Source organism: Arthrobacter sp. NPDC058288, from assembly GCF_042880995.1.
In the GTDB taxonomy this organism is placed as follows: Bacteria; Actinomycetota; Actinomycetes; order Actinomycetales; family Micrococcaceae; genus Arthrobacter.
The window spans coordinates 90,056-103,853 of the sequence record NZ_JBHVYH010000006.1 but is presented as its reverse complement, the minus strand read 5'-3'; the positions used below and the strand labels follow the sequence as shown (position 1 = coordinate 103,853).

The following is a 13,798-nucleotide window of genomic DNA, read 5'->3' as shown; positions in this document are numbered from 1 at the left end:
TCACTGTTGGATTCCGGCCGGGGCAGTAAGGACTTCCAGCACGAAGTCCTTTTCCCGGTACAGCCCTTCGGTGGGCCAGCCGAGCTGCTGCCGCGCGATGGCATGGACGGCGTCCCCGTCGAGTTCCCAACCTGATACCGGGTGCCGCCAGTGGCAGAGCACCAGGGTCCCGCCGGGGTTGAGCGCGCCCCGCACCCGCTCGAACAGTTCCGCCAGTTCCTCCGCGGCCAGGTAGTATCCCGTTTCGGACACCACCACCAGGTCGAAGCGCCCTTCAGGCCACTGCTGCGGAACGGTGAGGTGCAGGGTCCGCGCGGAGGGATGGCCGTCGAGGCGCTCCGCCGCCCGGGCGAGGGCGGCGCTGCTCGCGTCAACCGCCACGAACTCCCGGCAGCGGGCCGCCAGTTCCACGCTGAGCGTGCCGATGGAGCAGCCGATTTCCAGTCCCGAATCGTAGGAGGCCTCCGGCAGGATGGCCAGGGTGAGCGCCCGCTTCCGCCGTTCGTACCAGCTGGTGGTGTAGCTCCAGGGGTCGGCGTTGCCGCTGTGCACGGCGTCGAAGATCTGCTCGGCGTCGACCGCGCTGTTGGTCCCGCCGGCGGGCCGGTGCCACGCGAATGTTTCCCAGGCGCGGGAGAAGTGATCCAGGAAGCTCCCGGCAAGGAGTGCCTCGTCGCCGGGCTGGTCGGACAGCGGTTGTGTCTGCGAGGCGTGCGCCAGGAGGGCCGCCCCTTTGGCCCGCTGCTCGTCCGGAGTGAGCGGCACGCGGACCCAGGACTGCCAGGCATGGTCCTCCGGTGATGCCCACAACCAGTACCAGACCGGGTACTCCAGCAGCCCGTGGCCGCCCTGCGCCGCGACGTCGGCGGCCACGGCGCCCAGGATGTCGTGGTCCGTGTGGCCGTCGTTGCGGTAAGGCGCCACGATCACTACCTGGTTCGCCGGACGGCCGGACGCTTCGACCGTTTCCCGGACCGCGGCAGCGATGCGGTCCCGGTCGGCGTCAAGGTGTCCGTCCCGGAAGTGCAGGAACTGCCGGGTCGCTCCAGGGGCCAGCCCGGACACAGCCGCCCGAAACTCACTCAGCCGGACCGCGGCCAGCTGGTCCGGCGTCGTAGTCGGGGAATCCGGGTGCGATGCCTCCCCGGCCGTACACAGCAGCACGTCCACAGCCGCGCCGGCGGCGTGCAGCCTGGACAGGAATCCTCCGGCGCCAAGGGTCTCATCGTCCGGATGGGCCGCCAGCACAATGAACGTCATGGCGGCGAGTTCGCCCGGGTCCAGGGGAAGCTCGGGAAGGATGGACAGGCCGCTGGCCTCCCATTCGGACTCGGCGGTGCCGGTGTCCGCGTGCGAGAAGGTCACCATGAGCGGTCCCCTTTCAAGGTCAGGGCACCAAGCTGGGCGTCGTCGCGCATGGCGTGGTGCTGCCGGATGTACAGCGACAGGTCGGCCATTCGCTTTCCGTACGCTTCATTAAAGGCCAGGGGGCCCGGGCCCAGGTTCTGGGCCACCACCGTCTGGACGCGTTCGACGCCGGCGGCAACGGCTCCGCGGACACGCAGCGCCTCGCTCCACGCGCCGGAGCCGGACAGTTCCCCGGCGTCGATCCGCCCGGCCGTCCGGGCCAGGTAGCCGGCCAGGGAGGTGATGATGCGGTCGGTTTCACCCAGGTGGGCCAGGGCTATCTGGTCCGGTTCACGCCCGTTGTCCGCGGCGGCGGCCAGCGCGGAGCTGAAATCGCGGGCCACGGCAACGGCTCCGCCGAACCAGCAGGCCGCCACGCCCATGCCTCCCCAGGCAAAGCCCGGACGCTGGAAGTACCAGTTCGGTCCGCCCACCGGCACGGCGCTGACGCCGTCAAAGTGCACGGTGCCGCTGGGAATTTCGCGCAGGCCCCGGCTGGTCCACTGCGGGGTCTCGCAGGAAACCCCGGGGGCATGCAGGTCGACGGCAAAAGCGGCCCTGGCGCCGTCGGCAAGGTGCGCGGTCAGCACCGCACCGTCCAGCCGGGCAGCGAGCGAACACCAGGGCTTGGAACCGTTCAGGACGTATTTTCCGGTGCCGTCGGCCGTGGCGTCGAGCCGCAGCCCGGGGCCCTCTGCGGCAAACACGCCCCAGGCCCCGTCCGCAGGTTCGACGGAGGCCTGGGCGAGAATGGCGACGGCGTCAAGGTGCGGTTCCAGCACACGGCCGGCGGCCACGTCCACGGCAGTGACGGACGCCAGCAGTTCCCACAGCTGCGCCGTGCCGCCATCGCCCGGGCGGGGCGCTGTCCGCCCCACGTCACGCGCCAGTGCCAGCAGTGCCGGCACATCTCCCGCTGCGTGGCTCACGGCCTCAAGCAGCGGCGCCATCGCCTCAAGCCGTTGCGGCGTCGAACTGATCCGCACCGCCTGCACTTCTGACTGCATTCAGTCTTCGTCCGGCACTGTGACCCGGGCCTTCGCCGACATGGTCTCGGCGTTGACCATCCAGGCCAGCTGCTCCAGGCGCGAGATCCCGGCGTGGAGCAGGTCGGCGCTGGTGGGATCTTCCTCGTCCACCTCGTCATGGACGTCACGCATGGTCTTAACGGTTCGTTCCAGCCGGGCGGTGATCAGTTTGACGGCATCCTTGGTGGCGGTGAGCCCCTCGGGGAACTGTTCCAGCCGGGTGTCGGCCGCCACCGTGGTGCTCCGGCCGTCGGGAAGGGCGTGCAGGGCGCGCATGCGCTCGGCTGTTTCGTCCGCGAACAGCCGCACGCTGGTGACGATTTCGTCGAGCTGCAGGTGGAGGTCGCGGAAGTTGGTCCCCACGATGTTCCAGTGCGCCTGCTTGCACTGGACGTGGAGTTCGATCAGGTCCGTCAGGACCATCTGGAGATTGCTGGCAAGGGTCGGTGAAGCCTTCATTTCTTCCTCCGGTGCAGGCGATGCGGAACAGGGTCGTCCCGCACTAGCTTATTCTAAGCATACTTAGCATTTCGCCGGAGTACGGCCTTTCGGCGGCCGCAGGAATCCCGTCCGGTGCACTCAGCGCACCACGGCCAGTGCGAAACCGTCCCAGCCTTTCGAGCCCACGGTTTGCATGACCGTCCCGTCCAGACGCGGGTCCTCGCCCATCATTTCCAGGGCGCTGATGATTCCCGGCGCGTTGACATCGTCCATGGAGGGATCGAGCAGCGCCCCCTCCCAGACCACGTTGTCCATCACGATCGCGGTACCCGGGCGGCCCAGCCTGATGGCCCAGTCGAGGTACTTCGGGTTGTTTTCCTTGTCCGCATCGATGAACACAAAATCGAAGGGGCCGCGGCCGTCGTCCTTCAGCCCCGGAAGGGTGTCCAGCGCAGCTCCCACCCGGATGTCCACCTTGTGCCCCACCCCCGCGGCGTCCACGTTCGCGCGCGCCACACGGGCGTGTTTGGGGAGGTATTCACACGTGACGAGTTCACCGTCGTCGGGCAGTCCCTGGGCCATCCAGATGGTGCTGAATCCGGCCAGCGTACCGATCTCCAGGACACGCCGGGCACCGGAAAGCTGCACCAGCAGCTTGAGCAGCTTGCCTGCGTTCGGAGCCACTTCAATGGGCGGCATGCCGGCGTCCACGGCGGACGTCACGGCCCGCATGAGCGGGCTGCCGGGACGGACCACGACGTCCGTCAGGAAATCCTCCACAGCCACCCACCGGGGCTCGGGCCTGTGCTCAACCATGGGGCCAGTCTGGCAGTTGCCGCGGCCCCCGGGAAGGGCAACGGAAGGTCAACGGGAAATCTGATGCAGGAAGGGAGGCTGAATTTAGCCTGCGTCGGCGATGGCTGTTTCCAGCCGTTCCACCTTGGCGGTGAGCTCACCCGAGTAGCCGGGCCGGATGTCCGCCTTGATGACCAGGGATACCCGGCTGCCAAATCGGCCAACGGCTTCCGTAGCCTTCTTCACCACGGCAAACACCTCATCCCACTCACCTTCGATGGTGGTGAACATGGAATCCGTATGGTTGGGCAGCCCGGAATCCCTGACTACTTTGACGGCGGCAGCGACGGCGTCGTGCACCGAAGCGTCTGCGGAGGCCGCGCCCGCCCCGGCGGGAGAATCAGCGGCGGGGTCCAGGCGGGCCGGCTGGCCGGAGGGTGCAACGGAGAATGCGAGCAACATGGACCAAGTCTGCCACAGCGGTGAACGTCATATAGGAGTACATTCGCCGCTACCAATCAGTAACCCGGGCGCTCAGCGCCAGCGTTGCTAACCTTGAAAAATGAACCTCGCAGTGGAACGCAAGCCCCTTCGTGCGGATGCTGCGCGCAATGTGGACAAGATCATCACCGCCGCCCGGAAGTGCTTCCGTGAGTACGGCCCGGAAGTGCCGCTTCAGACCATCGCCGTGACGGCCGGCGTCGGACCCGCCACCTTGTTCCGGAACTTCGCGGACAAGGAGCAGCTGGTCCTCGCCGCACTCAACCGCCAGCTCCGCCTGATGGTTGACCCGGTGATCGACGACGCCCTGGCCGGCCCTGACGCCGCGGCCGGACTGTTCCGTGTGATCGATGCGCTGATGGCAGCTGCCAGCGAGGATGCCAACCTGCTCGGAGCCGTAGCCGGACGCCGTGGCCTGCTGACCGGCATCACCGGCAGCCTCTTTGAGTCGGTGGCTGTCCTGCTGGGCCGCGGCCAGGCCCAAGGGACCCTGCGGACCGACATCTCCATGACGGACGTCATCCGCCTGCTTGCGATGCTGATAGGCGTCGTGGACACCATGGAACCTGGATCCGACGCCTGGCGGCGCCCCGTGGCGCTGGTGGAGGACGCCATCCGCACCGAGCGGCCCAGCCGGCCGCTGCCGGCGCAGTCCCCGCTGCCGGGCACGGCCTTCGATTCAATCGTCCTGGCCTGATTCGCCCTCCGGCAGCTCCGTGTCGCCATGCGGCCGGTCATCGTGCAGCCGGCCGGCGTCCTCGGACCCGCGGCTGTAGGAGGCCCTGCCGTCCGGGGCATTGATCTCGTCCAGCCGCTCGTTCAGGGCATGGGCCAGAATGTCCCGCTGCAAGGGCGGCAGCGCGATGGCACCGTGGATGTAGGCCTCGACTTCAAACTGACCTGCCATGCCGCCAATGCTGAAATACCTCAGCCATAGTTCTTCAATGGTGATGTCAGCATTCCGGAGCATCTCCTCAAAGCGAAGCCTTTGCTCATCTTCGTCCTTGCCCAGGGCCAAAGCGCACCTCCGCTCACCGGGGCGGCTGGGTGGAGGACACCAGCTCGGCGGACACGTCACGCAGCGACCTCCTGGCCCGCCGCGACTCCATCAGGAGGTCTTGCATGGCGGTGTCCTCGTCCAGGCCGTACCGGGCCATGAGTATTCCCTTGGCCACGGCGATGATCTCGCGGTGGGCCAGTGCGTCTCGGAGATCCTCACTCAGCGTCCGGGCGCTCTCACGCGCCTGCACGTTGATCAGGAAGATGGTTGCCTGCGCCGCGAAGAGCTCCAGTAGGCGCACCGTGGTGTGGTCGAAGCTGTTCTCCGGGCGGCCGTAGATCTTCACGGAGCCCAGGGCGGACTCTCCGGCGAGCAACGGAGCACTGACGGAAGACCGCAGTCCCAGCCCGGCCGCGGCACGGGCCCACTCAGGCCAGCGCGCATCGTGCAGGGCGTCGCTGACCAGCACGGGTTCGCCGCTGGCCCAGGCGAGGAGGCAGGGCCCCTGGCCCAGCCGGTACTGGCATTCGTCGGCAACCTGGACCATACCGTTGGAAGCACTCGCTGTATGTTTCCGGCCGTCAGTGTCAATCAGGGTGACGCCTGCGCCTGCGGCGCCGGGCACGGCCAATTCCGCGGCCGCGGTGATGAGCTCGAGGGCCCTGGATACCGTCTCCTCCGTCAGCAGGAGTTCGGAGGCGCGGGCAAAGATGGCCGCGAGTTCGTCCGCAAGGGGTAGCTTCACCGCCATGGCCGCACCGATTCCACTGCTATGCCGCCCTTCGCGCGTTGACTGGAACTGTTAAAAGCATAGCCTCAGTGATCTCTGTCAGCGCTTGAAGTGGGCGGCTCCAGGCGAGGTGTTAAAGCTGCGCAGCAGGTCCTCCGCCACGACGCGGACCTTGATGTTGCGGTTACTGGAGACCCTGCTCAGGATCGCAAACGCCTCGGCCTGGGAGCACCGCCTTTGGCCCATCACAATTCCCGAGGCAAGGTTGATGCTGGTGCGCGAATTCAGGGCCTCGAGGAGGTCGTCGTTGAGGTCATTCAAGGCCCCGATGCGCACTGCCAGCCGCACGGCCTTGGCGGCACGGGCGGCAAAAGCTTCACAAATCACGATTGCCTCGTCGTCGAACGCCCCCGCCTCGGGTGCGAAGAACGCTATGGCCGCAGCGCCGCCCGGATCCAGCGGCAAAGGGAGGGCCAGGAGACTGAGCTGGCCCGCCTTCACCACGGCACGGTCGTAGCGCGGCCAGCGGGAGTCGGCCCGGGCATCGGGTACGGATACCGCAGCCCCGGACTCCAGGGCAGCCAGCGACGGGCCGAGGCCGGTGGCCCGCTGGATTTCCTCGAGCAGCCGCGCGCCAGGCGCGCTTCCGGCGGATGCCACGGACCGCCTGGACCGGACCAGGGTGACTCCGCAGAGCACAGGCAGCCCGGTTGTCTTGCCGATGAAGCCTGCCGAAAACACGCTCAACTCCTGCAGGAAGTCCTGCACATCGGCGCTCTCCAGAACCAGGTCCTGCAGCCGTTCCGCCAGGTACTGGCCCAGTCGGGCGCGGGTCATCTCCGGCGTCTCACTGGTGCAGATTCGGCTGGCACGGCTTAACCCGCGTCACTCCGCCGTTCGGTTGCCGGCCGAGCCTTCGTCCGGGGCTTTCCCGTCTGTGGCCGCGTCGCCGCCGGGCGCCGCCTCGCCTTCCCGGGCGGACTCTGCCTCCCGTTGGTGGGCCTTCATGTGTTCCTCGTGCAGGTGGTCCGCTTCCTGGAGATGCTGCTGGAGCTTCTCCTCTGCTTCCCTGCGGCGGCGGGACATCTCACGCATTTCACGGGTGGACTCGGATCCCGGCGACGGCACGTAGGGCCTGGATTTGGGGTCTCTTTCGGCAGCAGGAACCAAGGGCGCTTGTTCTTCGCTCATGGTGGCATCCTTCCACAGCATGCAGGGCGCTACTAGGGCCTAATGGCCATCCCTAACTCCAGCCGAGCAACCTGAGCCCGGCCGCGGCGCCAGCCCCGGCCAGGACCACCACCAGGAAGGGCGCCCGGAACCACAGCGCAATTCCGGCTGCGGCCAGGGCGCCAATCCGGGCGTCAAAAGCCAGCGCCTGGCCCGATGCCACCGCGTTAACTATGGTGAGCGATGCCAGCAGGCCGATAGTCATGGTGCCTGCGATCCGGGACATCCGCGGGTTGCGCAGGAGGCTCGCAGGGACCAGATAGCCCAGAAGCTTCCAGGCGTAGCCAAGGAGGCAGGCCAGCAACAGCCACAGCCAAAGATTCATGTCGCGGCACCTCCCGCGTGGGGGTGCCGCCGCGGGTGTGAGCCTTCGTCCCGCTGCCCGTGGTGGTGTTCGGCATAGGGGTCCACATCAGGCTCCAGGCCTTCGTCGCTCGGTCCGTGGCTGAACCAGCCGATCGCCGCGGCCACGAAAGCAGCTATCAGGATGGGAACTCCCGCGGGCACGAACGGCACCGCCAACACCGTGGCCAGGGCGCACACGACGGCGATCGCAAGCGGCTCGCGGCCCTTGAGCCGGGGCCAGAGAAGGCCCAGGAAGGCCGCCACCGCGGCCCCGTCGAGGCCCCATTGTTTGGGATCCCCCAGGGCTGCGCCCGCCAGCGCCCCCACGGCAGTGAACACATTCCACAGCACGAAGATGCCGATGCCTGCCGTCCAAAATCCGCGCTGCTGCTCCTCAGGGTCAGTCTGCCCGGTGCTGGTGGCGGTTGATTCGTCGATGGTGACGTGGGCGGCGGCATACTTGCGCCAGCCACGCGGCTGCAGCAGGGCGTTGAGCTGCATGCCGTAGATGCCGTTCCGCATGCCCAGGAGTGTGGCCGCGCCCATGGCGGCCACTCCGGATCCGCCGCCTGCCACCACGCCGATGAACGCAAACTGCGAACCGCCGCTGAACAGCAGCAGGCTCAGCGCCATGGTCTGCCAGAAGTCCAGCCCGGACGTCACGCCCAGCGCCCCGAAGGATATTCCGTATAGTCCGGTGGCAATGCTGATGGACAGCCCCACACGCACGGCCGGGGATTGAAGCAGCTTCATGCGGGCAGGCCGGCAACAGGCCCACCGGCGGCCCTTCGCAGGGTGTGGCTCCGCGGGGCAGGCTTTCGCAGGCTCCAGGCCCAGATGATCAGCGGCACCTGCAGCGGCAGGCGCGCCGTGTGCACCTGCCGCTGCGCCGGCGTTCCGGCCGGCCCATAGGCACGGCGCAGGGCGTCGACGTGCCCGGCAAGGAACGCGGTGAACATCGCGGTGATGCCCACCGCGGCAGCTTTGCGGGTGGCCGGGACCAGGAGTCCGACGGCGGCACCGGCCTCGATCAGCCCGCTGACCGCCACCCATTCATCGCGGGTCATCACGGCGCACGGGCCGTTGGGGCGGGTGCCGGAATCGTCACGGCACAGGAATTCCGGAACCACCTGGTGGAAGAACGCGGGCTCGCGGAAGTGCTTCATGGCGCTGGCCAGCAACAGGGCGCTCATGGCAGCCGCGGAGATGGTCTGGGTGGCCCGGGCGGACCAGGTGATTGGCATGGATCCATGCAACCACAGCTGCGGACCGCCCGGTAAACGGGACTTTCCGCCCCTGTCAGGAGCCACAGCGCGGCGTAGCGTGTTGTCCATGAGCAGCGTGGTGGAAATGACCGGCGTCGTCAAGCGCTTTGGAACGGTAAGTGCCCTCGACGGGCTCGACTTCAACGTGGCGGCAGGCGAGGTTCACGGCTTCCTGGGTCCGAACGGGTCTGGCAAGTCCACCACGCTGCGGCTTCTGCTCGGCATGCTGCGTGCCAACTCGGGCTCGATCCGCGTGCTGGGCCTTGATCCCTGGCAGGACGTTGCCGCGCTGCACCGCCGCCTGGCATATGTGCCCGGGGACGTTGCCCTCTGGCCAAACCTCACCGGCGGCGAGGTGATCGATCTGCTGGGACGGCTCCAGGGCGGACAGGACCGTACCCGGAGGGACCGGCTGCTGCAGACATTCGACCTCGACCCCACCAAGAAGTCGCGCACGTATTCCAAGGGGAACCGGCAAAAAGTTGCCCTGGTGGCCGCCCTGGCCACCGACGCCGAGCTCTTCCTCCTGGATGAGCCCACCAGCGGGCTGGACCCGCTGATGGAGGACGCCTTCCGCGGGTGCGTGCGTGAGCTGCGCGGCCAGGGCCGCACGGTCCTGCTCAGCAGCCACATCCTGAGCGAGGCCGAGGCCCTCTCGGACAGGGTCAGCATCATCCGCGCGGGCAGGGTCGTGGAGTCCGGCCCGCTCGAGCAGCTGCGGCACCTGACCCGCACGTCTGTCACGGCCGACGTCGCGCGCGTGCCCGCCGGCCTGGATCTCCTGCCCGGCGTCCACGACGTTGTGGTGACGAACCACCGGGTGAGCGCCCAGGTGGAGCCCGCAGGGCTGGGCCCGTTCCTGCAGGCCGTGACGGCCGCGGGGCTGCACGCACTGACCAGCCAGCCGCCCACGCTGGAGGATCTGTTCCTGCGCCACTACGGCCCGGCCGGCTCGCTCGAATCGGCACGGCGGTGAGCCGCACCGCCACGGCCGGCACGGTGAGGATCCGCCACGCAACGACCGGCACGCTGGCCGGCACCGGCGTTATGGTCCGGCTCGCCCTCCGGCGTGACCGCTGGATGTTGCCGCTATGGATCCTGGGCTTCGCCCTCATTGCCTACTCGACCGCGGCGGCCGGGGCCGAGCTGTATCCGGATGAGCCCAGCCGGGTGGCAGCCGCCACCGCCTTGAACGCCACGGCGTCAATGGTTGCGCTCTTTGGGCGGATCTATGATCCGGCCTCGCTCGGCGCCCTGTCCCTCATCAAATACACCGCTTTCATGACCGCCATCCTGGCCGTGCTCATGGCCATCCTCACCATCCGGCACACACGGGGGGATGAGGAAAGCGGGAGGCTGGAACTCCTCGGCGGCGGAAGGCTTGGACGCGACGCGCCGCTGGTGTCCGCGCTGGCCATCAGCTTTGCCACCAGCATCCTCACCGGGCTGCTCTCGGCGGCCGCACTCGCCGCCGGAGGCCTGCCCGGCAGCGGGTCACTGGCCTTCGGACTGGGCTGGGCTGCCACCGGAATGGCCTACAGCACCGTGGCAGCGGTGGCGGCGCAGGTGACGGCAAGCGCCCGGGCCGCCACCGGATTCAGCATCGGCGTCATTGCCGTGACCTACGGGCTGCGCGCGGTAGGCGATCTCGCCGAACCCGGCCCCTCCATGTGGTCCTGGCTCTCGCCCATCGGGTGGAACCAGCAGATCCGGGCCTATGCCGGCGACCACTGGTGGGTGCTGTCGTTGCCTCTTGCCCTCTGCGCAGCCCTTGTTCCTGTCGCCTTCCTCCTGCGGGCCCGGCGCGACCTCGGTGCCGGGCTGCGGGATGAGCGGCCCGGCCCCGCGCGCGGACACCTCTCCGGCGTCCTGGGCCTTGCCGTGCGCCTGCAGTACCGCGTCCTGGTGGCCTGGGCTGTGGCTTTTGCCCTCTTCGGGGTGGTGATTGGTTCGCTCGTCGGCAACGTGGCGGACTTCCTGGCGTCCCCGGGCGCCCAGGACCTGCTGCGGGCGCTGGGCGGCCCGCAGGCACTCACCGACGCGTTCCTCGCCGCCGAGATCAGCATCATGGGGGTCCTCGCGGCGGCCTACGGCATCTCCGCCGCCAACCACCTCCGCAGCGAGGAATCGGCCGGGCACACCGAGGCCCTGCTGGGCACCGCCACCACCCGCATCCGCTGGGCGGGCAGCCACTACGCCGTGGCACTGGCAGGCGTCGGGCTGCTGCAACTGTTGACCGGCGTCTCCATCGGTATCGGGGCCGCGGCCACCGTCAACGACGCCGACCTCGTGGCCAAGTGCACCGTGGCTGCCCTGGCCCAGATTCCGGCGGCCTGGGTGCTGACGAGTGCCGCACTGGCTGTGTTCGGCTGGGCGCCCCGGCTGACAGCGGCCGCCTGGGTGCTCCTGCTGGGACTGATTGCGCTGGGTGAATTCGGAGTGCTCTGGAACGCCCCGGAATGGCTGATGGATCTCTCGCCGTTCCGGCATAGCCCGCTGCTCCCGGTGGACGCCGACGGGGTCCCGGCGCTGGTGGCCCTCATGGCGGCGGCGGCACTACTCGGTGCGCTGGGCTTCGCCGGCTGGCGGCGCCGCGACCTCGCCCCCTGACGCGCCCCTGCCTCATGCACGCTGCGGCGCAACGCTGCGGCGGCGCAGGATGAACGGTGCGCAGGCGCGAGCCGTCAGCTGACGGTGTGCCTGCTTTCGGACAGCCGGGCCAGCACCTGCGCCGGCCGGTTGCTAGTGATCTCGTGGATTCCCAGCTCCCGGCACAGGTCAACGTCCCGGTCTGAGTCCACGGTCCATACCCTGAACCTGCGGCCGGAATCCATCCAGCGTTTCACGGTTCGGGCGTGCTCGCGGACGTAGTCGATGCCCGGTCCGGCCAGCCGGACTTCGCACTCGTTCAGGATCCGTTCGCCTTCCACCTGGGCAGCACGCATCACGTTCGCCAATGCCCCGCCCGTGATGACTCCAAGGCCCAGTTCCTCGCGGATTTCCTCCGTGTTGACGTCATCCACCAACTGGCAGACGAACTCGGCCGGAACAACCTTGAGGAGGTGCTTCACGGAGTCCGGGCTGAAGCTCATGAAGGAGACACTGATGTTGTCCACCTTCGAGGTGGCGGGATCCCAGCCTTCGGACTCCAGCACCTCCAGCACCCGGTCCTCCAGCTGCAGCAGGTAAGGGCTGGGGTGCTTGAGTTCAATGGCAAGCCCTATGTCCCGGCCCGCCTCCCGGAGGATGTCCAGAAGCTCCGGCAGCGTCAGGAGCTGATCGGACTTTCCGCCGTATTCGAGGGGGATGCGGGCTCCCTTCCACGAAGAAAAATCCAGCAGCCGCAGTTCATCGAGGGTCCGGTCGGCCACAGGGCCGGTGCCGTCCGAGGTGCGGTCCAGGTTCGCGTCATGCAGCAGGACCACGTGCTGGTCCCGGCTGAGGTGGACGTCGCATTCCACGCCGTCGGCACCGTCCGCGATGGCCTGGAGGTAGGCGGCCCGGGTGTGCTCGGCGAAGGCGGCGCTGGCTCCCCGGTGGGCGTAGACCAGCGGCCGGGAGGAGACGGACTCGTCGGTAGTCATGGTGACACGTTAGCGGACACCCGCGGCGGATGCGGGGCTAGGCTGGGCACATGCAGGTGAACAGTGAACAAACCACCCGTCCCGCTGCAACCCGACCCCCGGATGCCGGCGCACCCGGCGCCGGTTCCGGTGCCGCCGTCGCACCTCCCCGTCCCGGCAGTGATGCCGAAAAAGCTGCCGCGCTGCGGAAAATGAAACTCCTGGCGCTCGGTCTGCTGATCGTGATGGCGGTGATTTTCGTCGTTGCCTTCGCCCTGCAGAAGCAGTATCCGTGGCTGGAATACGTGCGGGCCGCTGCCGAGGGCGGCATGGTGGGCGCCCTGGCGGATTGGTTCGCGGTGACCGCCCTGTTCAAGTACCCCATGGGGATCAAGATCCCGCATACGGCCATCATCCCGCGCCGCAAGGACCAGATCGGGGCGTCGCTGGGCGAGTTCGTGGAGACGAATTTCCTGTCCGAACAGGTCGTGCAGGAAAAACTCGCCTCGGTGGACATCGCCCGGAAGGCCGGCGCGTGGTTGTCCGGGCCTGGCGGCGCCGAGCGCGTGGCCAAGGAGGGCGCCGCCGTCATCCGCGGCGCGTTCAAGGTATTGAACGACGACGACGTCCAGGCAGTGATCGAGTCAATGGTCCGCAAGCACCTGCTCACTCCGCCGTGGGGGCCTCCGGTGGGCAGGCTCGCCGAGCGGATCTTCGCCGACGGGCACCATCACACCCTGGTGGACCTGCTGGTTGACCGCACCGTGGACTGGGTCCGGGACAACCATGAAACCGTTAGCAGGCTGGTCTCGGACCGGTCCCCGCAGTGGGTTCCGCAGTTCGTGGACGGGCTGGTGGGCGACAAGGTGTACGTGGAAATCCTCAAGTTCACCAAGGCCGTGCAGGCCGACCCGCAGCACCAGGTGCGGCAGTCCATCGACACCTACCTTTCCTCGCTCGCGAAGGACCTGCAGCACGACCCGGTGATGATCGCCCGGGCCGAAGGCATCAAGGCCCAGGTGCTGGGGGATCCCGAGGTACGGGAACTCGCGTCCCGCACCTGGGGCACCATCAAAGCGGCACTGCTTGGCGCCGTCGACGATCCGCACAGCGAACTGACCGTCAAGTTCAAGGCGGCCGTGCACGACTTCGGCACCCGCCTGGTGGTGGACCCCGAACTGGCGGGCAAGGTCAACGCGTGGATCGGGGACGCCGCCGGCTACCTCGTGAAGACGTACCGCTCGGACATTGCAGGCGTGATCACGGATACGGTGGCACGCTGGGATGCCGAGGAAACCTCCCAGAAGATCGAGCTGCAGGTGGGCAAGGACCTGCAGTTCATCCGGATCAACGGCACCGTGGTGGGCGCCCTGGCCGGGCTGGCGATCTTCACGGTGGCGCACCTGGCCTTCGGCTGACCCCCACCCCCTGAGCGCGAACGGACACTTGAGCACCCTTCCGAAGGGCCGCAAGTGTCCGTTCGCGCTCGAGTG

Annotated in this window: 17 protein-coding genes; 4 read left to right on the top strand and 13 right to left on the bottom strand. The window is 68.2% G+C overall.

Annotated features, from left to right (window positions below; translation table 11 throughout):
* The 5 genes from ACFVWT_RS15990 to ACFVWT_RS15970 form a co-directional block, all read right to left on the bottom strand.
* On the bottom strand, window positions 1-1,368 hold the full coding sequence (locus tag ACFVWT_RS15990) for a PIG-L family deacetylase (protein WP_390249473.1): 1,368 nt from the start codon (window positions 1,366-1,368) through the stop codon (window positions 1-3).
* On the bottom strand, window positions 1,362-2,414 hold the full coding sequence (locus tag ACFVWT_RS15985) for an acyl-CoA dehydrogenase family protein (RefSeq protein ID WP_390249471.1): 1,053 nt from the start codon (window positions 2,412-2,414) through the stop codon (window positions 1,362-1,364). The genes ACFVWT_RS15990 and ACFVWT_RS15985 overlap by 7 nt, the downstream gene beginning before the upstream one ends.
* Entirely contained in the window at window positions 2,415-2,894 is a 480-nt protein-coding gene (locus ACFVWT_RS15980) for a Dps family protein (RefSeq protein ID WP_390249469.1), read from the bottom strand.
* Window positions 2,895-3,014: 120 nt separating this feature from the next.
* Complete coding sequence (locus ACFVWT_RS15975; protein ID WP_390249467.1) at window positions 3,015-3,692, bottom strand: O-methyltransferase; 678 nt, start codon at window positions 3,690-3,692, stop codon at window positions 3,015-3,017.
* Window positions 3,693-3,776: 84 nt separating this feature from the next.
* The gene (locus ACFVWT_RS15970) at window positions 3,777-4,133 is read right to left on the bottom strand and encodes an MTH1187 family thiamine-binding protein (protein ID WP_390249465.1); all 357 of its coding nucleotides are present in this window, start codon (window positions 4,131-4,133) and stop codon (window positions 3,777-3,779) included.
* A 100-nt stretch (window positions 4,134-4,233) separates the two neighbouring features.
* Here ACFVWT_RS15970 and ACFVWT_RS15965 point away from each other — a divergent pair, with 100 nt between their 5' ends.
* Window positions 4,234-4,869 carry a TetR/AcrR family transcriptional regulator gene (locus ACFVWT_RS15965; protein ID WP_390249463.1) on the top strand — a complete coding sequence of 212 codons (636 nt, stop codon included), beginning with the start codon at window positions 4,234-4,236 and terminating at the stop codon, window positions 4,867-4,869.
* Here the strand turns inward: ACFVWT_RS15965 and ACFVWT_RS15960 are convergent.
* The 7 genes from ACFVWT_RS15960 to ACFVWT_RS15930 all read right to left on the bottom strand — a co-directional run bounded on the left by ACFVWT_RS15960 (window position 4,852) and on the right by ACFVWT_RS15930 (window position 8,721).
* Window positions 4,852-5,079: a hypothetical protein gene (locus ACFVWT_RS15960; protein WP_390249461.1), complete on the bottom strand. Its 228-nt coding sequence runs from the start codon at window positions 5,077-5,079 to the stop codon at window positions 4,852-4,854. The two genes, ACFVWT_RS15965 and ACFVWT_RS15960, sit on opposite strands and share 18 nt — an antisense overlap.
* Window positions 5,080-5,203: 124 nt before the next feature.
* The gene (locus ACFVWT_RS15955; RefSeq protein ID WP_390249458.1) at window positions 5,204-5,923 is read right to left on the bottom strand and encodes a GAF and ANTAR domain-containing protein; all 720 of its coding nucleotides are present in this window, start codon (window positions 5,921-5,923) and stop codon (window positions 5,204-5,206) included.
* A gap of 78 nt (window positions 5,924-6,001) precedes the next feature.
* Entirely contained in the window at window positions 6,002-6,739 is a 738-nt protein-coding gene (locus tag ACFVWT_RS15950; RefSeq protein WP_390249456.1) for an ANTAR domain-containing protein, read from the bottom strand.
* A gap of 48 nt (window positions 6,740-6,787) precedes the next feature.
* The gene (locus ACFVWT_RS15945; RefSeq protein WP_390249453.1) at window positions 6,788-7,093 is read right to left on the bottom strand and encodes a hypothetical protein; all 306 of its coding nucleotides are present in this window, start codon (window positions 7,091-7,093) and stop codon (window positions 6,788-6,790) included.
* A 52-nt stretch (window positions 7,094-7,145) separates the two neighbouring features.
* Window positions 7,146-7,457 carry an AzlD domain-containing protein gene (locus tag ACFVWT_RS15940; RefSeq protein WP_390249451.1) on the bottom strand — a complete coding sequence of 104 codons (312 nt, stop codon included), beginning with the start codon at window positions 7,455-7,457 and terminating at the stop codon, window positions 7,146-7,148.
* A complete protein-coding gene (locus tag ACFVWT_RS15935; protein ID WP_390249449.1) occupies window positions 7,454-8,230 on the bottom strand; it encodes an AzlC family ABC transporter permease in 777 nt (258 codons plus the stop codon). Before ACFVWT_RS15935 ends, ACFVWT_RS15940 begins: the two co-directional genes overlap by 4 nt.
* Window positions 8,227-8,721, bottom strand: coding sequence for a hypothetical protein (locus tag ACFVWT_RS15930; protein ID WP_390249447.1), 495 nt, complete (start codon window positions 8,719-8,721; stop codon window positions 8,227-8,229). The genes ACFVWT_RS15935 and ACFVWT_RS15930 overlap by 4 nt, the downstream gene beginning before the upstream one ends.
* A gap of 88 nt (window positions 8,722-8,809) precedes the next feature.
* Between ACFVWT_RS15930 and ACFVWT_RS15925 the strand changes: the two genes are divergently transcribed.
* Both ACFVWT_RS15925 and ACFVWT_RS15920 read left to right on the top strand, forming a co-directional pair.
* On the top strand, window positions 8,810-9,718 hold the full coding sequence (locus ACFVWT_RS15925) for an ATP-binding cassette domain-containing protein (RefSeq protein ID WP_390249445.1): 909 nt from the start codon (window positions 8,810-8,812) through the stop codon (window positions 9,716-9,718).
* A complete protein-coding gene (locus ACFVWT_RS15920) occupies window positions 9,715-11,352 on the top strand; it encodes an ABC transporter permease (RefSeq protein ID WP_390249443.1) in 1,638 nt (545 codons plus the stop codon). The genes ACFVWT_RS15925 and ACFVWT_RS15920 overlap by 4 nt, the downstream gene beginning before the upstream one ends.
* 74 nt (window positions 11,353-11,426) lie before the next feature.
* Here the strand turns inward: ACFVWT_RS15920 and ACFVWT_RS15915 are convergent, their stop codons facing one another.
* A complete protein-coding gene (locus tag ACFVWT_RS15915) occupies window positions 11,427-12,326 on the bottom strand; it encodes a glycerophosphodiester phosphodiesterase family protein (protein WP_390249441.1) in 900 nt (299 codons plus the stop codon).
* A 191-nt stretch (window positions 12,327-12,517) separates the two neighbouring features.
* Here ACFVWT_RS15915 and ACFVWT_RS15910 point away from each other — a divergent pair, with 191 nt between their 5' ends.
* Complete coding sequence (locus ACFVWT_RS15910; protein WP_390249819.1) at window positions 12,518-13,723, top strand: DUF445 domain-containing protein; 1,206 nt, start codon at window positions 12,518-12,520, stop codon at window positions 13,721-13,723.
* Window positions 13,724-13,798: the final 75 nt, after the last annotated feature.